We start from the raw sequence: 24,147 nt of genomic DNA, 5'->3' as shown, positions 1-24,147 counted from the left end.
TGGATCACTTTTTCATTGCCGCGCTTTGCGGATTCAGATTGGTCAGGCGGCCGCTTTCGGTGCCGGCCGCTTCGTCGATCACGGCATTGATCAAGGTCGGCTTGCCCGATGCGAGCGCTTCGACGAGCGCCTTCGTCAGTTCTTCCGGTGTGGTCGCGTGGTAGCCGACACCGCCGAATGCTTCGATCATCTTGTCGTAGCGCGCACCCTTCACGAACACGGTCGGCGCGACGTCCTTGCCGCCCGTCGGGTTCACGTCGGTGCCGCGATACACACCGTTGTTGTTGAAGACGATCGTGCAAACCGGCAAGTCGTACCGGCAGATGGTTTCGAGTTCCATGCCGCTGAAACCGAACGCGCTGTCACCTTCGATCGCGACAACCGGTTTGCCGCTTGTCACCGCCGCGCCGATCGCGAAGCCCATGCCGATGCCCATGATTCCCCACGTGCCGGAATCGAAGCGTTTGCGCGGCTCGTACATGTCGATGATGCTGCGCGCGTAGTCGAGTGTGTTCGCACCTTCGTTGACGACGTTGATGTCCGGGCGCGTCTTCAGAACATCGCGGATTGCGCGCAATGCGCTGTGGAAATTCATCGGCGACGGGTTCTTATCGAGCGTGGCGGCCATCTTTGCGAGGTTCTTGCTCTTGCGCTCGGCGATCGCGCCGGTCCACTCAGCGCCCGGCTTCGCGAATCCCGCATCGAGGCCAGCACGCAATGCCGCCACGCACGAGCCGATATCGCCGATCACCGGCGCGGCAATCGCGACGTTGCTGTCGATTTCGGTCGGCGAAATATCGACCTGGACGAACCGCTTGGGCTCAGCGCCCCACGTTTTGCCCTTGCCATGCGAGAGCAGCCAGTTCAGACGCGCGCCGATCAGCACGACGACGTCGGCTTCCTGCAGCACGAACGAGCGCGCCGCCGACGCCGATTGCTCGTGGGTATCGGGCAACAGGCCCTTGGCCATCGACATCGGCAGATACGGAATGCCGCTTTGCTCGACGAACGCGCGGATCTCCGCGTCGGCCTGCGCATACGCGGCGCCCTTGCCGAGCAGGATCAGTGGACGCTTGGCGCTCTTCAGCACATCGATCGCACGCTTGACCGATTCCGGCGCCGGCAACTGACGCGGCGCGGCGTCGACGACTTTGACCAGCGACTGTTGTGCCTTCACGGCGTCAAGCGTTTGCGCGAGCAACTTGGCCGGCAAGTCCAGATACACGCCACCCGGACGGCCCGACACCGCGGCACGGATCGCACGCGCCACGCCGATGCCGATGTCTTCCGCATGCAGCACGCGGTACGCGGCCTTCGCATACGGCTTGGCGGCATTCAACTGATCCATCTCTTCGTAATCGCCCTGCTGCAGATCCACGATCTCGCGCTCGCTCGAGCCGCTGATCAGGATCATGGGGAAGCAGTTGGTGGTCGCGTTGGCGAGCGCGGTCAAGCCGTTCAGAAAGCCCGGCGCCGACACCGTCAGGCAGATGCCAGGCTTCTGCGTCATGAAACCGGTAATGGCCGCTGCGTTGCCCGCGTGCTGTTCATGACGAAACCCGATGAAACGCATCCCTTCCGCTTGTGCGAGCCGCGCGAGGTCGGTGATCGGGATGCCGACAAGACCAAAGATGGTGCTGATGTCGTTCAGTTTCAGCGCGTCGATGACGAGATGAAATCCGTCGGTCGTCTCGGCTGCCTGTTGCTTCGGGGTCGCTTCTTCTGCGGGCCTATCGGCTTCTGCCATGATGTCTCTCCTTGGTCACGGGGCGTTATGGGATTCGTCGCGAGTTGCGCGCTCACGTTGTTGTTTATTCAGGCGAGCCGCCGGACGACGGTTGCAGCCGCGCTTCGGCGATGACCATGCCAGCCGGCGCGCCCGAGTTCTCGATCCAGCGTTTTCTCATGGGGGCGAGGATGAACTTCGCGGACACCGCTGCCGCGATCGAGATCGCCGCCGCCGAGATGAACACGGTGCTCCACCCGCCGTTCGCCGACAGCACCGATGCGATCGGCACCAGCATCGACGCGGTCCCCTTCGCGGTATAAAGCGTCCCCGCATTGGCCGCGGCGTATTTGCTGCCGAACGTGTCCGCGCAGGTGGCCGGGAAGATCGAGAAGATCTCGCCCCAGCACAGGAACACGGTGGCTGCGAAGAACATGAATGCGTAGGGGTTGTGGCCGAACTGCATGAGTCCCAGCAGCGCGACGCCTTCGCCGAGAAAGATCATGAACATCGTGTTTTCACGGCCGATGCGGTCCGACAGAAAACCGCACAACGGACGCGTGAAGCCGTTGCACAGATTGTCGATCGACAGCGTCATCGTGAGCAGCGGCAGCGTGACGCCCAGCAGATTCACCGGCTGTTTGGCAAAGCCGAATTCCTTCGCGATCGGCCCAAGCTGGGCGGTTGCAATGATGCCGCCGGCCGCGACGAACACGAACATCAGGTACAGCACCCAGAAGAGCGGCGAACGGATCATCTCGCCGGGCGTGTAGTCGATCTTGCTTGCCACCACGCGTTTGGCCGTGGCTGCGGTTGCGGGCGGTTTCGGCCGTATCAGCATGGTGCCGAGCAGCAGCATGCAGGCGCCCTGGAAAATGCCGAAGAACATGAACGTGTGTTCGTAGCCCGAGCGCTGAATCATGTTGGCGATCGGGATTACGGTGACGGCCGCGCCGGCGCCGAACCCTGCCGCGGTCAAACCGGCCGCGAGACCGCGCTTGTCCGGAAACCATTTGAGCGCCGTGCCGACGCAGGTGCCATACACGCAACCCGCGCCGATGCCGGCGATCACTGCCGCGACGTAGAGCTCGGCGAGACTGCTCGCATGCGCGTCGATGATCCAGCCGAGCGCCGCACACAGCGAACCGCCAATCACGACCGGGCGCGGCCCGAACTTGTCGACCAGCCAGCCTTCGACAGGCACGAGCCAGGTTTCAGTGACGATGAAGACGGTGAACGCGGTCTGGATTGCCGCCTGGCCCCAATGGTGGGCGTTATCCATAGGTACGACGAAAAGCGTCCACGCATATTGCAGATTCGCGACAAGCCCCATGCACACAATGCCGATCGCCAGTTGCACCCAGCGGTGATGCCAGAACGCCGTACTGCCGCTCCGGGATACGTTGGAATGTCCCATGTCTTTCGTCTCCTGTAGATTCCGTCGCGCTCGGGTGGCGCGTTGGACTTACGTGATCGAATCGCTTCATTGCCGGTTTGTTGGTGGGCAATGGCGCGCCAATGGTCGGCCAGCGGGAACTGCACTAACGAAAACCCTTACCCGTCGATCGCACGACAACTGGGTGAAAGGTGTTTGGCGTGGAGCGCGTCTGAGGAGATGCTGCGCGAGAACGGCGATAAGTGAAAGTTAAAACATTTTATGGTTTGCATTAGGCATACCTAATAGATAGGCGTGCTGCTACTGACTATTGGGCTGTGAGCAACGCGATGCAGCTGTCCGGACATCCGGATTGGGTCGCTGCCGTACTGGAGGGGAATCGAATGTATAAACAAAACACTATTGTTTTTCGAAATAACTTTAATTGTTGTTTATCTACGTGTGCTCCTATTGTTGGTCATGCCATTTGCCTGAAGGAGACGAACATGAACCAGTCCCAGTTCGACGCTTGCGACAGCACGCATGATCCGGAAGTCGAGGCGCAACTGTGCGCCTATAACAGTGCGTTCGATGAACTCGGCCTGCGCTTCCGTTGGGATGCGAGCACGCTGGCGCTAGTCGCCATGATCGACGGTGAGGAGGCGCAGATTGCTGCGTATATCGAAGCGCACCATGCGCACTTGCTGAAAGCGTATAGCGCCGGGTTTCTGAGCCGGGCCATTCTCGAGAAGAAAAACGCCCGCTATCCCGCGCGCATACCGAGGCGCGTCGAGAGCGCGGCGCAACTGAGCGACGTGGCACATCAGCCACCGACAAGCAGCCGGCGCGTGCGCGTGTCGTACGAGGTCGAGCTGCCGGCGCTGGCTGGTGTTTAGACGCGGCGGCGGATGAGGTCGAAGCGGCGATCGCGGCGTGCGCTGCCTCATCAGCGGCGCACGCCGCTAATCAGTGTTCATTCATTGATCTCGCTTCACAGCATGCGCGCGCGATTCGTTTCTATCTTGCCTGCGATCAGGCTTACCGTTGCGCGCCGAATAGGAAAGCTCCGCGCGTGATCCCGAAACCGGCCGGCCACCCCCGCAGTGCGTTCAATGACCGCCTCCGCGGCACGGGCCGGTAGGCCCGTCAGGCTGGCAAGCTGCAACAGATGCTTACGCGCCGGCGCGCGGCTCTCGCCGCACACGTCCATTTGATGCTCACCGCCCGGCCCTTCGTTGAAGGTCAAGTCGTAAGCCGGTGAGAATTGCCACTGCCCCTGCGCCGACAGTCGGAAAGAGAAGTTTTTCGTGTGGTCGTCCCGATTGTTGAACACCACATTGAACACACAGCGCTCAAAGGCCCGCAACACTTCACGCTCATCCCGCGTGATGAAGCGAGTCAATTTCAGAAGCGAACCATAGTCGATCGACGGATATCGGAAGTTGGCGTTCAGCGCGCCGGCAGCGGTGTGCATTGGCACGCGCTGAGCGCCAGACCGGTCGAAACGCTCGATGCCGAATGCTGAAAGAGACGGACCGAGATCAAAGTACCTTGTTAACGGCACGGGAATCTCACATGCTTCGGCAAGCACGGCATACAGCGCCTCGACTGCGCACACCTCCTTGTGGTCGTACTGGGCGGGAAACTTGACCAGCCAGGGCGTGCCGGCACGCTGCTCCGAGTTCGACATGCGGCCACTGTGCGGGTCGAAGTTGACCAGCACTTTAGGCCGGGCGCCGTGCGGCGAGCCGCCCATCAGGACGAGTTCGCGCAGCAACTCGGTACTGCCGTCCGTCATCACTTCGCGGACCTCCCGGGCAAGCTCGATAAGCTGCACATCGGAAGGTTGAAGATCGTCTCCCTGAGCCGGCTCAAAAACAAGGGCACCCATTGCCTTCTCGCCAATGAACGCAAGACGGTCGAGCGGGGACATCCGCGCAGGCTCCCAGCCTCGCTGCCGAAAGAGACGGTCCATTAGCAGCATGCCCCAGCCGTCGGGCAGCGCATCGGAAACGAGCCCTGGCAAGCGAAACTGGTGGTCCGGAAAGCTATCGTAGGCCTGCTGACGCAATGCCAGATGCAAGGGCGAAAGCTCGAGACCGCGTTGCAGCGCCTCGGAGGAGTACTCAAATATCAGGTTTGTCCCGTCGTCCCCGAGCTTGCCCAGTTCGAAACGCTCGCTCCAGCCGGCGTAGACGACGCTCAGTTTTTTCATCGTCACCTCCGGGAAGCCCGCTCACGCGCGGCGCTCGCCTTTTCCATCGCGCGAATGGAGTTCGGTTTGTATTCGAACAGAGGCGACAGCGAGCCGGTCAGCCCAAGCGCCATCGCTACCCGGAGAAGACTCTCAAGCGTTGCCTTCCCGGTACGTTCGAGGTTGCGTACCGCGCGCTCGGACACCCCGGCGCGGGCGGCCAGTTCGCTTTGCTGAAGATTCTGAGCGAGGCGCTGCACGCGTAGCCGTTGACCCAGTTCAAGCGCGATTTCGTCCGCAGTAGCGAGATCAAAGAGCAACATTTTGCCGGTTATCCATCAAATTTGCCGATAAACGTTAATATTTTACCGGTTAATGTTCATTGGAACAATGCGATCCTATTTAACAGGTAAATATGTGCCGTTTATACTATATTTTTCGAGTTAACCAGCCAGAAAATGATGATTACTCGAAGTCGCTCACGATCGCGCGGTTGCACAGCATGCCTGCACGGCCGGCGATGAGTTTTCCGCCAGCAAGGCCTTGATCTTCGCTTCGGTCTGTTCGTGGTCGCCTTCGCCGAAGTGCGTGTAGACCACGTGCCCTCAAAACGGCGATCAAACGCTTCGACATTACGTTCCCGGTGGCGCAGGACAACGACTATGCAACGTGGCGCGCCTACGACAACCAGTATTGGCCTGCGTTTTATCTGGTCGCCAGCCGGAGACCATCACGCGTGCATCGGCCGGCTGCGCACAACCTGACCCAGCACGGCACAAGCAATCAACAGCGAGCCTGTGACGAAGAACACGGCGTGCAGGCCAAGATGAACGCCGATCACTCCACCGATCAACGGCCCGATAACCTGACCGGCGAATTGCGCCGACTGAAGATACCCGAGCATCGTTCCCGACTGCTGTTCACTGGCCGCGTGCCGGACCAGTTTCGCAATCGACGGCAGCAGGCCAGCCAATGTCATGCCCATCAAACCGCGCAGAAGGGCCAGTTGCCACCACTGCGTGACGAACGCTTGCGGCACCATGACGAGTCCGGTCAACACGAGGCATCCGATAATCACGTTCCAACTGCCGATCCGGTCCGCCAATGCGCCAAGCCGCGCCGCCGTCAGCATGCTGCCGAACGCCGAGCACGCCATCACGATGCCGGCCGTGCGGGCCAGGTGGTCGGTCGGCACATTGAGGTGCGCGATATACACGGTGATGATCGGTTCGATCGACATGTTGGCGAGCAGCACCATCATCGCGGTCAGCAGCAGCGCGACCATCACGGTGCGGTTGGTCAGCTTCGGCGCCGCCGCGCTTGTTGGGGCGCGCGCCTTGGCATCGGCGTCGGGGCGAAAGTCTTCCCGTACGAACAGGATCGTCAGCACGGCGGCGACCGCGATCATGGCGCCGCCGGCGAAGAACGTACTGCGAATGCTGATCAACGAGGGCAGCAGACCGCCGACCAGCGGACCCGCGAGACTGCCGGCCAGCGAGCCGGTCGAGAGGATGCCGAGTGCCCATCCCGCGCGTTCGCGAGGCGCCTGGGTGCCGATCATCACAATCGACGCCGATGCATATCCCCCGATCAATCCGGCCAGCAGCCGCAACACCACCAGCTCGGTCACGTTGTGCGCCATGCCGATCAACGACATCACGATCGCCATGCCGACTGCTGCCCTTACGAGCATCGGCTTGCGCCCATAACGATCGGCCAGACGCCCCCAGAGCGGCGCCGTGACGGCCGTGCCGAGAAAGGTCGCGCCGAACGCCACGCCTGACCACTGCACGATCGCGGCCTGCGAAGTTACACCGAGTTGCTGCACATAGAGGGGCAGAAACGGCAGCAACATGCTCAGACTGACCAGTGTGGTAAACGAGCCGAACACGCAAATGAAAAGGTTGCGGCGCCAGTAGCATGTATTCCGTTCGGCGTAGCTGGTGGCGTTCGTGAACCCGGCCCCAAGGGGCGCCACATTGGCTGCCTGATTCATATCGCCCCCCGTGATTCCGCGCGCATCTGCGCACCGGCGACGAGTACCACGTTCTGTTCCGAGTCCATTGCCTGCTCCATGCGTTTGGCGTTGCAACCAGGTTTGGCCGCAGCTGTTACCCATGGAAAGCAGTTTAGGGACGAACGCGTGGCGAGAGAATCGCCGCCGCGCGGCAGACATTCTTCCGCGTGACGGTTTAATCCGCGTCGGTGATCGCTTTGAGCGTGCTGAAATGGGTGCGTAGACGCGGTACCGCGAAGTCGACGAAGGCCCGGACTTTCGGCACCGAGAGACGGCCTTGCGGCGTGAGCAGATGAACAGGGAGCGGCGCTTGCTCGTAACCGGCCAGCACGATCTTCAACGAAGCTTCGCGGACCTGCTCGGCGATGTGATACGAAAAGAGCCGCGTGACCCCGTAGCCGTCGACGGCGGAGGCCACCGCGCCTTGCACGCTGTTGACGATCAGCCGCGGCGTGAAGTGCACCGTTTGTGGAGCCGCCGAATTGTTCGATGACGGAAAGCTCCACGAATCGACGCCGAAATGCGTCATCGAAATGATCCGGTGTTGGGCGAGATCGCCGGGTTCCTCGAGACGCGGATGGTTGGCGAGATAGCGCGGCGCGGCGGCGACCACCCGGCGGACTTCGCCGACCGGCGTCGCGATCAGCGTCGAATCGGCCAGGTGGGCAATGCGCAGCGCGACGTCGATCCCTTCGTCGATCAGGTTGGCAGGGCGGTCGAGCAGATAGAGGCGCGCGGTGACATCCGGATACAGGTCCACAAACTCGTCGAGCAGCGGGCGCAGAAAGTCCTGACCGGCGGCCACGGGCGCGGTCAGCGTCAGCGTGCCGCGTGGCGCCGCGCGTTCGCCGGCGATCATCAGATCGGCTTCTTCGAGGTCGGTCAGGATTCGCCGGCACGAGGCAGCGTAGCGCTCGCCGGCTTCGCTCAGCTTGATCGTGCGCGTGGTGCGATGCAGCAGCGCCATGCCGGCATGCGCTTCGAGAAACGCAATGGCCCGGCTCACGGCGGCGGGCGAGCGGCCGAGGCGCCGGCCTGCCGCGGCAAGGCTGCCCTCGTCGAGGGCGGCGACGAATACCTTCATCGCGTCGATTCGATCCATTGCCGTTCAGCCGTCAAGGAGGGAAGAGGCGAGCTGATTGCCCGGAGCGGAGCCGAGCGTCGCGACGAGAAAATCGACGAAGCGCCGCACCCGCAACGACAGATGGCGTTTGTGGGGATACAGCAGCACGAACGGCCGGGAGGCGCCGCCGAGCGCCGGCAACACTTCCACCAGAGCGCCTGTCGCCAGGTCCTGCTCGACGACGAAACGATACGTCTGGAACAGCCCGGCGCCGCTGCGCGCCAACGTCACGCCGCCAAGTACATCGCCCGCGCTCGAATAGCCGCCATCGGTGAAATGCTCCTGCACGTCCGCCCCGCTTTTGAACAGCCAGGGAATCTTGCGGCCACTGCTTGGCAGGTCGAACTGAATGCAATCGTGGCGCGCGAGGTCCTCCAGCGACGACGGCGTTCCGGCTCGCGACAGATAAGCGCGGCTGGCCACCACGACCAGTTCCGCGTCTTCGAGCTTGCGGGCGATCAGATTCGATTCGCCCGGCGCGCTGCCGCGAATGGCCAGATCGAAGCCTTCTTCGGCGAAGTCGATGTTGCGATTGCTGATGTGCACGTCGACCCGCACCTGCGGATGCCGTTCGCGAAAGGCCGGCAGGATGGGCAGCACGCGATAGTGCGCATAGGGCGTCGGCATGCTGATGCGCAACACGCCGGCGGCGGCGGACTGCTGGCCCGTGGCTTCGCGCTCTGCGTCGACGAGTTGTCCGAGCGCCTCGCGACAACGCTCGTAGTACGTCCTGCCCGCGTCGGTCAGCCGGATACGGCGTGTGGTTCTGACGAAGAGCCGCACCTCCATGCGCTCCTCCAGCCGCGACACCGAGCGGCTCACCGCCGCCGGCGTGACGCCGGCTGCGGTGGCGGCGTCCGTAAAGCTCTCCAGTTCCGCCGCGAGACAGAACAGCTCGATGCTGCCGAGCATCAAGTCGTCGAACTGGCGCTTGCTGTTTCGTTCGATGATCCGTGAGCTATTCATTACCTGATGTATCAAATGAATTCTACTTGGGCGTATTTATCGACGCGAGTGGCATAAGTATAGTCAGTTACATGGGAGCCGGACAGCCATCGCGACTCCCTGCGATGCCCGCCGATGCGTGGCTCGGAGCCGTTTTCCTTTACCCATGGAGCCGAGCGTCATGAACAGGCAAAACAAGACTGTCGTCGTCACCGGTGCATCTAGCGGTGTCGGCTTTGCGCTGGCCGAGGCCTATGTGGAGCGTGGCTACAACGTCGTCGGCAATGCCCGCACGCGCTTGGATGGCGGGACGGCTGCCGGTAAGTGGTAATACGTCCCGTCGAACCCGGGGCAACTGAAAGGAGTGCATGATGCCGTACATCAATATTCAGGTGACGCGCGAAGGCGTTACCCGCGAGCAGAAGGCCGAGTTGATCAAGGGCGCGACCGATCTTGTGGTGCGCGTGTTGCACAAGGACCCCGCGGCCACTTTTGTCGTGATCGAGGAAATCGACACGGACAATTGGGGCTGGGGGGGGAATCCATCACAGACATACGCGCGCGGGAACGCTGAGCGCGTAGCGATTTCAAGGAGCTGAGGACATGAAGGACTCTCCGAATCTGCTCGCCCGGTTGGGCGTTGCCTTGCCGATCATCCAGGCGCCGATGGCGGGCGTGGGCACGCCGGCGCTTGCCGCGGCGGTGTCGAACGCGGGCGCATTGGGCTCGCTCGGTGTCGGTGCGATGAATGCGCAGAGCGCGCGGACGGCGATCCACGAAATTCGCGCATTGAGCGGCAAGCCGTTTAACGTCAATGTGTTTGTGCATGCGCCGGCCGTTGCCGATCCCGTTCGGGAGGCGCGTTGGCTCGACTATCTGGCGCCGCACTTCGCGCGCTTCGGTGCTCAACCACCCACGGCGCTGCGCGAGATCTATACGAGTTTTGTCGAAGACGATGCGATGCTCGAGATGTTGCTCGACGAGCGTCCGGCTGTGGTCAGCTTTCACTTCGGGTTGCCGTCGGCCAGGAAAATCGCTGCGTTACGCGAAGCCGGGATCATGCTGCTTGGGAGTGCCACCAGTCTTGACGAGGCAGCTCGGATCCATGCAGCAGGACTGGATGGCATCGTTGCGCAGGGCGCCGAGGCCGGCGGTCATCGAGGGAATTTCGACCCGTCGGCCCCGGACGAGTTGCTCGGCACAATGGCGCTCGTGCGGCTGATTGTTCGCGAGATTCCACTGCCGGTGATCGCGGCCGGCGGCATCATGGACGGCGCGGGCATCGCGGCTGCGTTGGCGCTGGGCGCACAGGCGGCACAACTCGGCACCGCATTCATTGCCTCGCCCGAATCCGCCGCCGACGCAGCGTATCGGGCGGCACTGCTGAGTCCGCACAGTCGCACGACATTTATTAGCGCGATCTCTGGACGTGCGGCGCGCGGCATCGAGAACCAGTTCAGCGAGTTGGGCGATGATCCAACGTGCCCCGCGCTGCCTGATTATCCGATTGCTTACGACACCGGAAAGGCGTTGCACGCGGCCGCCAAAGCGCACGGAAGCGCTGCCTATGCAGCTCAATGGGCAGGGCAGGCCGTGCGGCTTTCGCGTGCGATGCCGGCGGCGGAACTGGTTCAGACGCTGGTTCGCGAAGTCCGTGAAGCGCAAACTGGAACGGCTAGGTGAACGCTTGAAGTGTGCCGTACGCGGAAACCGACCGCGCACGACGCGTGCAGTCTGCACTGTTAGATCGAGCCGCTTTGTCGTACGGTGAAGTAACTGACCTGGATTGCGCGCCGGCGCACCGTTCGCTGGCGGAGGGCCCCCACCCACTGAGAAGGAGCCATTCATGGAATCGTCTTCAGGCCCGCAATCGGGCGCCCAGGCCGACCACGGCGCGCAAGGCAGCCACGGCTCGATGGTCAAGCTGGCGCTGGCCGCCATCGGCATCGTGTTCGGCGACATCGGCACCAGTCCGCTCTACACCATGAGCACGGTATTCGATTCGGGTCACGGGCTGGTGCTCAACCGCTTCAATGTACTGGGCGTGGTGTCGCTCATCATCTGGTCGCTGATCATCGTGGTGACGCTAAAGTACGTGACGCTGATCATGCGCGCCCACAACCACGGCGAGGGCGGCATCATGGCGCTGCTGGCGCTGGCCTCCAGTTCGGTGGTGGACCGGCCCCGCCTGCGCAACGGGCTGCTGCTCGCCGGCGTGTTCGGTGCAGCGCTGTTCTACGGCGACGGCGTCATCACGCCGGCCATCTCGGTGCTCAGCGCGGTGGAAGGGCTGGAAGTGGCGGAGCCGCAGCTCAAGCCCTTCGTGGTGTCGATCGCGCTGGTCGTGCTGAGCGCTTTGTTCCTGGTGCAGCGGCGCGGCACGGCCGGCATCGGCGCGGTGTTCGGGCCGGTGATGGTGCTGTGGTTCGGTGTGATTGCGGTGGCGGGACTGCTCAGCATCGGTCGCGCGCCGGGCATCCTCGACGCGTTCAACCCGTTCGTGGGCCTCGAATTCCTGATGCGTAACGGCTGGCGGGCCTTTGTCTCGCTCGGCGCGGTGGTGCTGGCGCTGACCGGCGCCGAGGCGCTGTATGCCGACATGGGCCACTTCGGCGCGCCGCCGATCCGCCTGTCGTGGTTCGCTCTGGTGCTACCCGCGCTGGGGCTCAACTACCTGGGCCAGGGCGCGCTGCTGTTGTCGGACGCCAAGGCCGTCGACAACCCCTTCTTCCACCTGTTCCCTTCGGTGACCCTGTTTCCGATGGTGCTGCTGGCCACGGTGGCGACTGTGATTGCGTCGCAGGCGGTGATCAGCGGCGCGTTTTCCATGACCAAGCAGGCCATGCAACTGGGCTTCATGCCGCGCATGGGCATCGTCTACACCTCCGAGCGCGAGGTCGGCCAGATCTATGTGCCTGCCATCAACTGGCTGCTGCTGATCGCGGTGGTGGGGGCGGTGCTGGGCTTCGGCTCCTCTACCGCGCTGGGTTCCGCCTACGGTATCGCCGTAACGGGCACCATGATGATCACCACCTTCCTCACGTTCTACGTGGTGCGCTACGCCTGGCACTACAACTGGTTGCTGTGCGTGCTGGCCACCGGCTTCTTCTTTGTCATCGACTTCGCGTTCTTCTCGGCCAACCTGCTCAAGTTCGTGGATGGCGGATGGTTCCCGCTGCTGCTGGGCGCGATCATGTTCACCGTCATGTCCACCTGGCACCGCGGCCGTGCGCTGATGGTCGAAGAGGCCAGCATCCATGCCGGCGCGCTGCCGCTGACCAGGTACCTGGACAGCCTGTTCGCGAAGGAAACGATACGCGTGCCCGGCACTGCCGCGTTCCTGACCATCGACCCCAGCACCGTGCCGCATGCGCTGATCAACAACCTGGCGCACAACCACGTGCTGCACGAGCGTGTGCTGTTCGTGCACGTGACCAACCTGGATGTGCCCTATGTGCCGCGCGAGCAGCGCGTGGCGATCACGCCGCTGGGCCACAACTGCCACAGCATCCTCGTGACCTACGGCTTCAAGGACGAGGCCAGCCTGCCGCAAGCGCTGCGCGACTGCGAGCCGAAGGGCCTCGTGGTCGATCCGGCGCAGGTGTCCTTTTTCCTCAGTCATGCCACGGTGGTGGCGACCGGAGGCAAGGGCATGCCGGTGTGGCGCGAACGAGTGTTCAGCGTGATGGCGCACAATATCGGCAACCCCGCGGCTTATTTCAAGCTGAGTTCAAGCCGGGTGATCGAACTGGGCTCGCGCGTCGAAATATGAGGTGAAATTTCCGCCGGGCTTCGAACTCTTCGAGCCGATGGCCCCGACGAGTGGCCGCGTCGGGATGTCAATCGGTGAATCGTGGGTGTCGAGGACGCCGTTGCTCCATTGCGCGATGACAATCTCGCAGGACGAGAAGGACCGCGAACATGAAGAGGCTTTTCGTTTGCTGTGACGGCACATGGAACTCGGATAGCGACGAGTTTCAGGGGGTGCCCGTTCCAACCAATGTCGTTCGCTTTTTCTTTCAGGCTCCCTATCGACCGAACATAGACCCTGCGGTGGCGGTCCAGGTGCGGGTTTTCGCCAGCCCGTTGTGGAATTGGACAGGTATTTTCATGAAGGAGGGCGTGCGCTACCGGTTCAAGGTGCCTGAAGGTCAAACGTGGCTGGACGGGGACAGCGCATCGGGCGCGGAGGGGACGCGAGGCAACTGGATGCAACGCCTGTTTGCGTGGTGCAAGCGGGTCAGGGGGGCGAACTGGTTCGAACTCTGCGGTGCAATCTCATATCCAGGGCAACCGGGCGAGGCAGGCGTGCCACCTCAACCCTTCTACTTCAGAGTCGGCAGAGAGATGGAGATCGAGGCTCCATACTCGGGTTACCTGTATTGCTTTGCCAACGATGCCAGCTGGGCGTATTGGAATAATCAAGGAAGTCTGCGGGTTGAAATCGCCGAATCAGCCGGCATGCCGGCGGGTAAGGGGGCGGCATACGCGCCTTCAGACGATGACCTGACCGCGCCCGCAACAGCACCCGGAGGTTCTGGCGCAGGCCAACCATCATGACGCGTCAGGCAGATGGTCAGGCCGGCCCTGGATCCGGGCAACCAGACCGTGTCTCAGCCTGGAGCCTGATCAGACCGTACTGGGTCTCCGAGGAACGCAGAACCGCGTGGGGTCTGCTGATCACGATCATCGCCATGGACCTGATCCTGGTTGGCATCAACGCCCGCTTGAACACGTGGAACCGTGACTTCTACAACGCACTGGAAGGCAGGAAGGTGCATGAATTCCCGCAGCTGATGCTGTTTTTCAGCGCGCTCGCGTTCGCGTTCGTCGGGATTTCCGTCTATAACCGCTATCTGCGTCAGATGCTTGGCTTCCGCTGGCGCCAGTGGCTGACCACGCGTTATCTGCAGGAATGGCTGGGCGACGGCACCTTCTACCGCATCGAGCGCGATCGCCTCACCGACAACCCTGACCAGCGGATCGCCGTCGATCTCGAGTCATTCGCCAACACCACACTTTCGCTCACACTCGACCTGCTCTCGACGCTCGAAACACTCATCTGGTTTTCGGCGGTTCTATGGAGCACGGCGGGCGCGCTGGCAGTCATGATTGGCGGCACGCCCGTCCAGATTCCTGGCTACATGCTCTGGGCAGCCATCGTCTATGCGATTGCCGGCTCGTTCCTGACAAACAAGGTCGGTCATCCGCTTGTGTCGATCAACTACCAGTTGCAGCGCGTCGAGGCGGATTTCCGGTTCGGCCTGATCCGTCTGCGCGAGAATGCCGAGCAGATTGCGTTCTACGACGGTATGCGGGCCGAGGAATCGACCGCCCAGGACCTGTTCGGCCGGATTCGTGAAAACTGGTGGCGCGTGATGAAGTACACGCGGCGCTACAGCTTCGTGCTCAATTTCTACGGTCAGATCGCCGAAATCTTTCCGATCGTCGTGGCGTCGCCCCGTTATTTCGCAGGTGCGCTCAGTTTCGGCACGCTGATGCAAATCGCCGACGCATTCGGTTCGGTTAGCGAATCGCTTTCGTGGTTCATCAACAATTACGACACGCTTGTTCAATGGCGCGCAACGGTCAATCGTCTGCGCGAGTTCAGGCGCGTCATGCAGCTGCCTCATCTGAAGGAGTCCGTGTCGCCCGCAACCGAGCATGGCGGCATCAATCTGCACTACGTCGACGAGAGCCAGCTCGTCACGCACAACCTCACGCTTGCGCTGCCCAACGGCGAGACGCTCGCGAGCGTGCGCGACATCGCCGTCAAGCCTGGTTCGCGCTGGCTCGTGCGCGGACCGTCCGGCTCGGGCAAGAGCACGCTGTTGCGCGCGCTGGCCGGTCTCTGGCCGTTCGGAAACGGCTCGATCGACGCACCTGTGAACGCGCGCATGATGTTCATCCCGCAGCAGAGCTACCTGCCGGTCGGCACCCTGAAGGCTGGGCTCACCTATCCCGCAGCGGCCGCCGATTTCAGCGACGAGGCATGTTGCGAGGCGCTGCGTCTGTGCCGGCTTGATGGCTATGCTGACCGGTTGCACGAATCTCACCATTGGTGGCGCATTCTTTCTCCGGGCGAGCAGCAGCGGCTAGCGGCCGCACGCGTGCTGATGCACAAGCCTGACTACGTGTTTCTCGACGAAGCAACGAGTGCGCTCGACACCGAGAACGAAGCGCATCTGTATCGCCTGTTGATCGAACGATTGCCGAAAGCGGCGATTGTCAGTGTCACGCACCGCAAGTCGCTTGCGAAGTTCCACCAGGAGACCCTCGATATTGCGCATGCGCGCGAGCACACGGTGGCAGATACACGGCCGCCGCCGACGTGACGACACTCAGCCGATTTTTTCGAATGCGGTTTTGTACAGGGTTCGCTTCGGCTCGGCAAACACTCGCCGCACCATCGGTTCGAAGAACTCTAGCGGCAGCGTTTCCGCATCCGGATCGAAGGCCGCCGCGTCATATTTCTCGCAGAAATGTGCGGTACGTTTGAACAACTCCGGCACGTCGCGGTAGTTATCGCGCAGATTGCGGTCCATGCCCATGTGGTGGAAGAAGTAATGTCCCTGGAAGATCCCATGGTGCTTGATCATCCAGTGATTTTCCGCGCTGACGAATGGCTCCAGCAGCACGGCTGCAACGTCGGCATGGTTGTAACTTCCCAGCGTGTCGCCAATGTCGTGCAGCAGCGCGCAGACCACGTATTCCTCGTCCTGCCTGTCGCGATGCGCCAGCGTGGCAGTCTGCAAGCTATGCGTCTGACGATCGACAGGAAAGCCGCCAAAGTCGCCATTCAGCAAGCGCAGGTGGTCCAGCAGGCGGCCAGGCAGTCCTTTGGCGAACGGCCCAATTTCATTACCGATGATCGCCCAATCCTGCTCGGTACCCTCGCGCATATGGCGGAACGCGGCGCACTGTTCATTGTGTTCCATGGGACTACTCCTTCTCGTTAATTGGAGCTTCATTATCAGGAGGAGGGCGGTATAAAATCCAATAACTGGAAAGCCAACATCCATAACCCCAAGGAATGGCATGATTGATGGCGACCTTGCATATTTCCTGACCATCGCGAGTACCGGTACGCTGGCACGCGCCGCCGAACAGCTGGGCATTTCTCAGCCGGCCGTGACAAAGGCCATACAGCGGCTGGAGCGCAAGGTGGGAGTAACGCTGGTCGAGCGCACCGCACGCGGCTCGGTATTGACCGAGGCGGGCAAGATATTCCATACACGGGTATTGGGCGTTTCCATGCAGCTCGATAGTGCGCTGCAGGAAGCGCGCGATATTGGTGGAGGACACGCAGGCCTGCTGCGCATCGGTGCGACGCCGGCCACCACGAGTTTCGCGCTGCGCTCGCTGTTCCCAACGCTGCTGGTGGAGCGGCCCGCCGCACGCGTCAATGTGACGACAGCGTTTAGCGATGCGCTATTGGACGCCATTGACCGGCGTGAAGTGGAACTGGCTGTATGCCCCTTGCCCGATACATTGGACGCATCCATGGTCAAGGAGGTGCTGTATGACGATCACTACAGCTTGATGGTCAGCACCGGGCACCCTCTGGCTGAGCGGGAATCGGTCACGCTAGAGGATTTGGTGGACTGCGCATGGGCCGCGTCCAGTCGACAGGAATTTGCGCGTGTGCAGATCGAGCAAGCCTTTGCAAAACATGGGTACCCGCGTATGCGCGTGGTGGCCGAGGCCAATAGTTTGGCCGCGTTGTTTCTGATCGTATCAACTACACAGTTGGTCAGCTTGATCAACGCGCGCAGCTTCGACCCTGGCCCCCTGCCGTTCGACATTGCTGTGCGTCCGATCCAGCTTGACGGCCTGCTGCGTAAGGTCGGACTGATACGAAGGGCCGGCTACCTATCCCCGATCGCGCAACGCGCTCAGGAAATTTTGCGCAGCGCAGCCCGGGAGTTGTAAGCCTATACGCCTTGCACCTGCTCGTCCGACGCTGCCGGGATATCGCCCATAATATCGGGCACACGATGTACCGCGCGTATGACAGCGTTCATTGTGTTGCCGGGTTTTTTCAGTGAGCGGCGAGTCGCGGGGTATGAGCAAACCCGCAATCCTTTGGTCGGGAATATTGCCGGATGGAGTACCGTATTGGGGACTCAATTTTTCGTCAGGTCAAAATGAGCTTTGAGGCGCTTATGTCTACGGACGCAGACACAATCACGGACGAACTCGTCGCGGGAATCGCAGATCGAATGGTCGACGAAGGCCGGAAAGTTTCCCCAGTGACCATTTGGCCCGAGATCCCAGGCGGGTCGATTGTTGCCATTGCGGCGGCCTTGCAACGCTGGCGCGAAGCGCGGCAGCCCCTCATGCCCCATGTGCAGGTCCAGGCCGGGTTGCCGGAGCACATTGCCGAAACCATGATGAGCGCCGCGGATCGGCTCTGGATGGCCGCGCAGGGCGAAGCTGACCGGGCCGTCAGTCAGCACCTGAGCGCCGTGAACCAGCACCTCGACATGGCCCGCGCGGAACGGGACGAGGTTCTTGTCGAGTATCAGAAGTCGACGGAAGAAGTCGCAACCGGGCGTGAGCGGCACGTTGCGCTGACGGGCGCGCTGAGTGCCTCGGAGGAGACGTCCGCACGCCTCGCGGCGGAACTTGCGACAGCGTCTGGCCGCGCGGAAGCTGCGGAGGCGCGTGTGGAGGAACTGGCACAGCGCGTGTCGGTGGAAGAGGCCGCGCTGGAGCATACCAAGGCGGAACTCGACGAGGAGCGTAAGGCGCGTGGAGAGTTGGGCGCTGTTGTTTCCAGCCAAAACGATCAGATCGCACAGATGAAGCAGGAGCTTGACGAGGCGCGGCAGGAGATCACCTCGTTGGGTTATGACTGTCAGGCGAAGTCCGCGGAGGCGGATAGAGCGTTGCAGGAGGCCAGCGCGGCATCATCGCGCGCGGAAGCCGCCACGGCGCAGACGAACGAAAGCCTCGCGCGGGCTGCCGCGCTGGAGGCTGAACGGGATGAGACGCGCTTCGCGCTCGAGGCAGAGCGCCAGACTAGCGCAGCGCGCCGCGAAGAAGCAGCGATTCAGTTTGATGAATTGCAGCGCGTTAGTCGTGAACTTGAGGCGGCGCGGGAGCAGGTCGCCGCCATCTCTGAAGCGAAAGCGGCTGTGAGCGCTGAGTTGGCTCAGGTTTCGCAGGACGCCTCTGTCGCGAGCGCTGAATTGGCCCGGGTCTCGCAAGAGGCGTCTGCCGTGAGCGCTGAACTGGCACAGGTCTCGCAGGATGCTTCTGCCGCGAAGGAGCGGGCAGAGGCCGCGGAACAGCATGCGGCGACGTTGGCGCAGCGCCTCGCAGAAGTCGAGCAGGCGAAGGCGGCCGAAGCGGAACGATGGGCGCAGGAATCCAGCGCGGCTTCGTCGCGTGCTGAAGCCGCTGCGGCGCAGATGAGCGAGAGTCTGGCGCGGGTCGCCGCGCTTGAGGCTGAACTGGATGAGGCGCGCAACGCGCTTGCTGTAGAGCGTCAGACGAGCGCAGCGCGGAGCGAGGAAGTGACGGTTCAGCTTGGCGAACTGCAGCGCGTTGGGCGGGAATTTGAGGCGGCGCGGGAGCAGGTCAGTGCTATGACTGAAGCGAAAGCGACTGCGGATGCCGAACTGGCCCGGGTTGCGCAGGATGCGTCTGCCGCGAGCACTGAACTGGCCCGGGTTTCACAAGATGCTGCAGCGGCAAAGGAGCGGGCAGAGGCCGCCGAGCAGCATGCGGCGACTTTGGGGCAGCGCCTCGCGGAAGTCGAGCAGGCGAAGGCGGCCGAAGCGGAACGATGGTCGCAGGAATCGAGCGCGGCTTCATCGCGTGCTGAATCTGATGCAGCGCAGGTGAGCGAGAGCCTGGCGCGGGTAGCTGCGATTGAGGCTGAACTGAATGAGGCGCGCACCGCGCTTGCTACGGAGCGCCAGACAGTCGCAGCGCGAAGCGAGGAAGCTGCGGTTCACCTTAACGAACTGCAGCGCGTCGGTCGGGAACTTGAGGAGACGCGCGTCGCGCTCGAAGCCGAGCGTCAGACAGGCGCAGCGCGGAGTGAGGAAGCGTCGATTCAGCGCAACGAGCTGCAAGGCGTTGCCCGTGAGCTTGAAGAGGCGAGGAAACAGGTCAGCGCGATGACTGAGGCGCAAGCGGCTATGAGCGCTGAACTAGCCCAGGTTTCGCAGGGTGCGTCTGCCGCGAGCGCTGAGCTGGCCCGGGTTGCACAGGATGCGTCGGCTGTGAGCGCAGAACTGGCCCGGGTCTCGCAAGACGCGTCTGCGGCAAAGGAGCGGGCAGAGGCCGCCGAACAACGTGCGGCGACATTGGCGCAGCGCCTCGCAGAAGTTGAGAAGGCTCGCGCCGAAGAAGCGCGACGCAGCCATCAACTTGCCGCTCAAGCGGGCGAATCTGCGACGGCGGAAGAAGTCGCCGAGTTACAACGCCAGATCTCGGCTCAGGCCAAAGCGCATGAGAAGGCCTTTAATGAGCTTCGCTCGATTGCTGAACAATGGGTGGCGCATGCCAAGGACCTCAAGGGACGGCTCGGTTCGGCAAACGAGAAACTATTGTTCATCGACTCACGCAGCACAGGAGAAGTGGCGCTCATCCGGAAACTCTCGTCCGAACTCGAGCGGCTTAAGCCAGATAGTGAGTTGATATCGCGGGACATTCAGCAAAAGCTTATCGGAGCGACGATGGCCGAGCGACTTTCGCAGAAGGGTTATCGGTATGACCCGGCGACGGCGGTTATGTCGAAAGTGGAGCGTTGAGGTGGGTATAGCAGTTCGAGGGAGGGCGTCGCCACCGCGTTGTCCGGAGGCGACGTACTGCCCGCCTCATGCTGCGACCTCGCTGGTACTTCTTGGACCGCCTGACACTCGCTTGAGGTAGTGGGTGCACGGGCACATAGAAGCGTATAGCAGACCGGGGTTTCGCAAAAACCGGCGAGCCTTGTGGCTCCCCCCATACCACCCGCCCGTTTTTTGCGTCCGCGATTGAACTTCCGCTAGCGGCAACGCCACTCCGATCAGGGTTTCTGTTTCGAGACTTTCCACAGGCCGGTCATGTGGCTCGGATCAAAGTTGACACCCCGATTCGAGAGAACAGACGTGAATACCTGATACCTGGTGTTAGGATGGGTTGAGTTTTCACAGCTGTCGAGAAATCCACCGCGGGTGTTGTCATAGTCGTTGAGCAAGCGGACTACGTTATCTTCACGGAGTTTCCCGTCGTAGCCCTCTGTCGACTCAACGATGAGGCGCCAGGTGAGTACGTCGTTGGGGCGTTCACTCTTGTTTGCAGTGACGACGCGGTATAGTTCGGGCGGGTTCGCAATGTTATTAGTGCCGAGGTATCCGCCGTCGCCCTGGTGTAGGTTGAACAGGTAGACAGAATCGCAGCTCTTCACTTCGCTGCCGAAAGCTTTCCCTTCTGCCGATTCGATTCGCCACGTGCCGCTGTGTCCGTCGCGGTTCGGTGTGGTTGCGGTCACCACATTCAATTTTGATGCTGGGAGATCGGCGAGACCGCAGCTGTCCAGATAGCCACCGTCGAAATTCTGAAAGCCGTTGAGAAAGTGAAGCAGATCACCATATAGAACAACGCTTGCCATGTTGCCTCCAAAAGGTAGGTGTGTGGTCGATGGAGAGATTAGTCTCCAGCCACGCCAGACTCTAAACGTACCGTCTTAGGCTCAGCAACTACCAAAATTGGAGGTTCCTTTGTATGGCCGGCGCTGATCCGCAAACTCGACCGTATTGACGACAGTTACCGTTCGTAGAGAAGCGGTCCTGGATGGACACGACCGACTAGTCGTTTCGAGAAAGGGGGGGCCTCCTTTTCTCGTTTCCAGGCCCTAACGTAAAAAAATGTGCCTGGAACAGGCGATTCCACTAAAGCTGATTGTCGGTCCGGCAGACCCCATCTCTGGCAACCATAGGGTCAGCCATTATCGCGAACTGATGCCACACCCGGACGTCTCGGAATTGGCATGTATCCTGGCTAAGCGGGCGCGGCAAGTTCACCCTTGCCGCAGATCACACCACACCTACTTCACCGCCCCCAACGCCAACCCCTTCACCAGGAACCGCTGCAGCCACGCAAACACAATCGAAACCGGCAGCGTTGCACAGAGGGTAGCGGCCATCACCAGATGCCATTCGACGACGTACTTCCCGGCGACCATGTCAGTCACTTGAACGGTCAAAGTCTTATTCTCCGGCGACCGAATCAACGTATAAACGACAGCAAACTCATTCCACGCATTGATAAAAGTAAAGATCGCCGTCACAACAATCGCTGGCACGGCCAACGGCAGGAACACCTTAAAAACAGCCCTGGTCCTCCCGCACCCCTCAAGCCATGCCGACTCTTCAAGATCACGCGGAACAGTCTGAAAATAAGAAGACAACATCCAAACCGCGAATGCGATATTAAAGGCCGCATAAGAAACGATGACTCCGATCTTTGAGTCGACCAGATTCCCATCCCCATAAGGAATCATCGCCGCCAGTCGGAACAGGCCGACAACCAGCAAGATAGGCGACAACATCTGCGTCACCAGCAGAAACTGCGAATACCACCCCTTCCCGCGAAACGGAAACCTGGCCAACGCATAAGCCGCCGGCAAACTCACTGCCAACGCCAACGCAGTCGACAAGAAACTGATCACGCAACTATTCCTCAGCGCCACGCCGAAATTAGCCGCGACCCACATGTCCGAAAAATTGCTCCACTGCCAATGCACCGGCAGCCACCTCGCCGGATAAACAAAGATCTCCGTAGCCGGCTTCAACGCAGTAAACAACATCACCGCAAACGGGAACAGCACGGCCACAATCAGCGGCGAAAGTGCCAGCCAGCACCACAGCGAGCGCTTCATCCTGACGCTGAGACTTGAGCTTGACGCTGCCGCAGTGCGGCAAGCGGTTGCCGAAGCCGTGATGGAGCGCGGTCCGGTGGACGTGCTGGTCGCCAACGCGGGTGCCGCCAAAGGCCTGACGCTTGCCACGACCGATGCCGCCAGCTGGCAGCGCGACATCCATCTGAATCTGAACGGCACGTATCACACGGTGGAAGCGGTGCGCGCGTCCATGATCGAACGGCAGAACGGTGTGCTGGTCCTGATCGGATCGGTGAACGGCATGGCCGCGCTTGGGCATCCGGCGTATAGCGCGGCGAAGGCGGGGCTCATCAGCTACACCAAAGCGCTGGCGATCGAGCTTGGCCGTTATGGGATTCGCGCGAACATCGTCTGTCCGGGCACGGTGAAGACGCAGGCGTGGCAGGCGCGCGTCGACAAGAATCCGCAGGTTTTCGAGGATCTGAAGAAGTGGTACCCGTTGCGCGACTTTGCGACGCCGGACGACATCGCCGATGCGGTGCTGTTCCTCGCATCGCCGATGGCACGTGTGATTACCGGCGTCGCGTTGCCGGTCGACGGTGGACTGATGGCCGGCAACCGTTTGATGGCGGAAGAACTGACGCTCGAATCGCTTTGAACGGATTGGATTCGCTTTGAACTGCATTGACCCGATGGCGTGGCGTGTTCCTTGCTCGATGAAGCAAGGCAACGCGTCCGCATGACAGCACGACGATGAGGACAGCATGGCAGCAGTGCAACTGAGCGGCATCTTCAAACGCTATGGCGACACGCAAGTGGTGCACGGCATCGATCTCCACATCGACGACGGCGAGTTCGTCGTGCTGGTCGGCCCGTCGGGTTGTGGCAAGAGCACGCTGATGCGCATGGTGGCGGGCCTCGAGGAAATCAGCGGCGGCGATCTGATGATCGGCGGCACGCGCGCGAACACGCTTGCGCCGCAGCAGCGCAATATCTCGATGGTGTTCCAGAGCTACGCGCTCTATCCGCATCTGTCGGTCTACGAAAACATCGCGTTCGGGCCGCGGATTCGCAAGGAATCGTCGGCGAGTTTCAAGCCGCGGATCGAAGCCGCCGCGAAGATGCTGAACCTCGGCGGTTATCTGGACCGCTTGCCGCGTGCGCTGTCGGGCGGTCAACGTCAGCGGGTAGCGATGGGCCGTGCAGTGGTGCGCGAGCCGTCGTTATTTCTGTTCGACGAACCGCTGTCCAATCTCGACGCCAAACTGCGCGTGCAGATGCGCACGGAAATCAAGGCGCTGCATCAGCGTCTGAAGAATACGGTGATCTACGTCACGCACGATCAGATCGAAGCGATGACAATGGCAGACCGCATCGTCGTGATGAACGCGGGGCGGATCGAGCAGGTCGGTCGTCCGCTCGACCTGTACGACCGCCCGGCGAATCTCTTCGTCGCCAGCTTCCTCGGTTCGCCGTCGATGAATTTTGCGGAAGGCGTGTTGACGAATCGCGCAGATGGGCAGGGCTTCGCGTTGAAACTCACGGACGGTGGCGAGATCGTGCTGGAGGGCGCGCCTGCTTCCGCCGTTGCCGGCGCAAAGGTCACGCTCGGTGTACGTCCCGAACACATTGAAACGATGGCCGACAAGCCGGACGCCGCGATGGAAGTCGAAGTGGTCGAGCCGACTGGCGCCGAGACCCACTTGTACGGGAAAATAGGCGGCAGCACGTGGTGTGTGACGACTCGCCAGCGCTCGAAGGTCGAGCCCGGTCAGCGCGTCACGCTGCGCCTGCCGGCCGAGCATATTCATCTGTTCGATACGGAGAGTGGGCGCAGGCTGGTCTGAACCGCGTGTTGCCGCTTGAGGCTGATTCAAGCTGTTTGAAGCTGCGACGCAACGCGGATTCATTTAACCCTTAAGGAACACC

Annotated in this window: 19 protein-coding genes and 3 pseudogenes; 12 read left to right on the top strand and 10 right to left on the bottom strand. The window is 61.7% G+C overall.

Going from position 1 to position 24,147, the window contains the following annotated elements:
- Window positions 1-4: 4 nt before the first annotated feature.
- Both oxc and oxlT read right to left on the bottom strand, forming a co-directional pair.
- Complete coding sequence (gene oxc / locus AYM40_RS34135; RefSeq protein WP_063500348.1) at window positions 5-1,747, bottom strand: oxalyl-CoA decarboxylase; 1,743 nt, start codon at window positions 1,745-1,747, stop codon at window positions 5-7.
- 64 nt (window positions 1,748-1,811) lie between these two features.
- Window positions 1,812-3,143, bottom strand: coding sequence for an oxalate/formate MFS antiporter (gene oxlT / locus AYM40_RS34130; protein WP_063500347.1), 1,332 nt, complete (start codon window positions 3,141-3,143; stop codon window positions 1,812-1,814).
- Window positions 3,144-3,607: 464 nt separating this feature from the next.
- Between oxlT and AYM40_RS34125 the strand changes: the two genes are divergently transcribed.
- Window positions 3,608-3,997, top strand: coding sequence for a hypothetical protein (locus tag AYM40_RS34125; protein ID WP_063500346.1), 390 nt, complete (start codon window positions 3,608-3,610; stop codon window positions 3,995-3,997).
- Between the two features lie 95 nt (window positions 3,998-4,092).
- Here the strand turns inward: AYM40_RS34125 and AYM40_RS34120 are convergent, their stop codons facing one another.
- Together AYM40_RS34120 and AYM40_RS34115 are read right to left on the bottom strand one after the other, a co-directional pair.
- Entirely contained in the window at window positions 4,093-5,316 is a 1,224-nt protein-coding gene (locus tag AYM40_RS34120; RefSeq protein WP_063500345.1) for a type II toxin-antitoxin system HipA family toxin, read from the bottom strand.
- 2 nt (window positions 5,317-5,318) lie between these two features.
- Window positions 5,319-5,618 (bottom strand): helix-turn-helix domain-containing protein, encoded by a 300-nt coding sequence (locus tag AYM40_RS34115; protein WP_236721030.1) that lies wholly within the window; start codon window positions 5,616-5,618, stop codon window positions 5,319-5,321.
- A 281-nt stretch (window positions 5,619-5,899) separates the two neighbouring features.
- Between AYM40_RS34115 and AYM40_RS43015 the strand changes: the two are divergent.
- Window positions 5,900-6,010: pseudogene (locus tag AYM40_RS43015) on the top strand (thioredoxin); the annotation flags it as partial.
- Between the two features lie 15 nt (window positions 6,011-6,025).
- On the opposite strand, the gene AYM40_RS34110 reads toward AYM40_RS43015, so the two are convergent.
- The 3 genes from AYM40_RS34110 to AYM40_RS34100 form a co-directional block, all read right to left on the bottom strand.
- Window positions 6,026-7,291 (bottom strand): MFS transporter, encoded by a 1,266-nt coding sequence (locus AYM40_RS34110; RefSeq protein WP_063500344.1) that lies wholly within the window; start codon window positions 7,289-7,291, stop codon window positions 6,026-6,028.
- Window positions 7,292-7,487: 196 nt separating this feature from the next.
- Window positions 7,488-8,414 (bottom strand): LysR family transcriptional regulator, encoded by a 927-nt coding sequence (locus tag AYM40_RS34105; RefSeq protein WP_063500343.1) that lies wholly within the window; start codon window positions 8,412-8,414, stop codon window positions 7,488-7,490.
- A 6-nt stretch (window positions 8,415-8,420) separates the two neighbouring features.
- Entirely contained in the window at window positions 8,421-9,401 is a 981-nt protein-coding gene (locus AYM40_RS34100; RefSeq protein WP_063500342.1) for a LysR family transcriptional regulator, read from the bottom strand.
- Between the two features lie 160 nt (window positions 9,402-9,561).
- On the opposite strand from AYM40_RS34100, the pseudogene AYM40_RS39555 reads away from it, so the two are divergent.
- From AYM40_RS39555 to AYM40_RS34075, 6 genes and pseudogenes are all read left to right on the top strand, one after another.
- Window positions 9,562-9,705 (top strand): annotated as a pseudogene (locus AYM40_RS39555) (SDR family NAD(P)-dependent oxidoreductase); the annotation flags it as partial.
- A 46-nt stretch (window positions 9,706-9,751) separates the two neighbouring features.
- On the top strand, window positions 9,752-9,979 hold the full coding sequence (locus AYM40_RS34095; protein WP_063500341.1) for a tautomerase family protein: 228 nt from the start codon (window positions 9,752-9,754) through the stop codon (window positions 9,977-9,979).
- 4 nt (window positions 9,980-9,983) lie between these two features.
- Window positions 9,984-11,063, top strand: a complete 1,080-nt coding sequence (locus AYM40_RS34090; protein WP_063500340.1) for an NAD(P)H-dependent flavin oxidoreductase — start codon at window positions 9,984-9,986, stop codon at window positions 11,061-11,063.
- Between the two features lie 163 nt (window positions 11,064-11,226).
- Window positions 11,227-13,152 (top strand): potassium transporter Kup, encoded by a 1,926-nt coding sequence (locus AYM40_RS34085; RefSeq protein WP_063500339.1) that lies wholly within the window; start codon window positions 11,227-11,229, stop codon window positions 13,150-13,152.
- A 149-nt stretch (window positions 13,153-13,301) separates the two neighbouring features.
- Window positions 13,302-13,940, top strand: coding sequence for a DUF2235 domain-containing protein (locus tag AYM40_RS34080; RefSeq protein WP_063500338.1), 639 nt, complete (start codon window positions 13,302-13,304; stop codon window positions 13,938-13,940).
- Window positions 13,937-15,715 carry an ABC transporter ATP-binding protein/permease gene (locus tag AYM40_RS34075; RefSeq protein WP_063500337.1) on the top strand — a complete coding sequence of 593 codons (1,779 nt, stop codon included), beginning with the start codon at window positions 13,937-13,939 and terminating at the stop codon, window positions 15,713-15,715. Before AYM40_RS34080 ends, AYM40_RS34075 begins: the two co-directional genes overlap by 4 nt.
- Window positions 15,716-15,721: 6 nt before the next feature.
- On the opposite strand, the gene AYM40_RS34070 is transcribed toward AYM40_RS34075, so the two are convergent.
- On the bottom strand, window positions 15,722-16,318 hold the full coding sequence (locus AYM40_RS34070) for an HD domain-containing protein (RefSeq protein WP_063500336.1): 597 nt from the start codon (window positions 16,316-16,318) through the stop codon (window positions 15,722-15,724).
- Between the two features lie 100 nt (window positions 16,319-16,418).
- On the opposite strand from AYM40_RS34070, the gene AYM40_RS34065 reads away from it, so the two are divergent.
- Together AYM40_RS34065 and AYM40_RS34060 are read left to right on the top strand one after the other, a co-directional pair.
- Window positions 16,419-17,312, top strand: a complete 894-nt coding sequence (locus AYM40_RS34065; RefSeq protein WP_063500335.1) for a LysR family transcriptional regulator — start codon at window positions 16,419-16,421, stop codon at window positions 17,310-17,312.
- A 233-nt stretch (window positions 17,313-17,545) separates the two neighbouring features.
- On the top strand, window positions 17,546-20,146 hold the full coding sequence (locus AYM40_RS34060) for a DNA-binding protein (RefSeq protein WP_063500334.1): 2,601 nt from the start codon (window positions 17,546-17,548) through the stop codon (window positions 20,144-20,146).
- Between the two features lie 257 nt (window positions 20,147-20,403).
- Here AYM40_RS34060 and AYM40_RS34055 read toward each other — a convergent pair whose 3' ends face one another.
- Together AYM40_RS34055 and AYM40_RS34050 are read right to left on the bottom strand one after the other, a co-directional pair.
- Window positions 20,404-20,988: a hypothetical protein gene (locus AYM40_RS34055; RefSeq protein WP_063500333.1), complete on the bottom strand. Its 585-nt coding sequence runs from the start codon at window positions 20,986-20,988 to the stop codon at window positions 20,404-20,406.
- Window positions 20,989-21,423: 435 nt separating this feature from the next.
- Complete coding sequence (locus AYM40_RS34050; protein WP_063500332.1) at window positions 21,424-22,257, bottom strand: carbohydrate ABC transporter permease; 834 nt, start codon at window positions 22,255-22,257, stop codon at window positions 21,424-21,426.
- 22 nt (window positions 22,258-22,279) lie between these two features.
- Between AYM40_RS34050 and AYM40_RS34045 the strand changes: the two are divergent.
- Window positions 22,280-22,876, top strand: a pseudogene (locus AYM40_RS34045) (SDR family oxidoreductase); the annotation flags it as partial.
- Window positions 22,877-22,982: 106 nt separating this feature from the next.
- The gene (locus AYM40_RS34040) at window positions 22,983-24,065 is read left to right on the top strand and encodes an ABC transporter ATP-binding protein (protein WP_063500330.1); all 1,083 of its coding nucleotides are present in this window, start codon (window positions 22,983-22,985) and stop codon (window positions 24,063-24,065) included.
- Window positions 24,066-24,147 lie beyond the last annotated feature (82 nt).

The organism is Paraburkholderia phytofirmans OLGA172 (assembly GCF_001634365.1).
Classification (GTDB): domain Bacteria; phylum Pseudomonadota; class Gammaproteobacteria; order Burkholderiales; family Burkholderiaceae; genus Paraburkholderia.
Note: the sequence above shows the minus strand (reverse complement) of the source record. Positions and strands in the feature narration are given on the sequence as shown.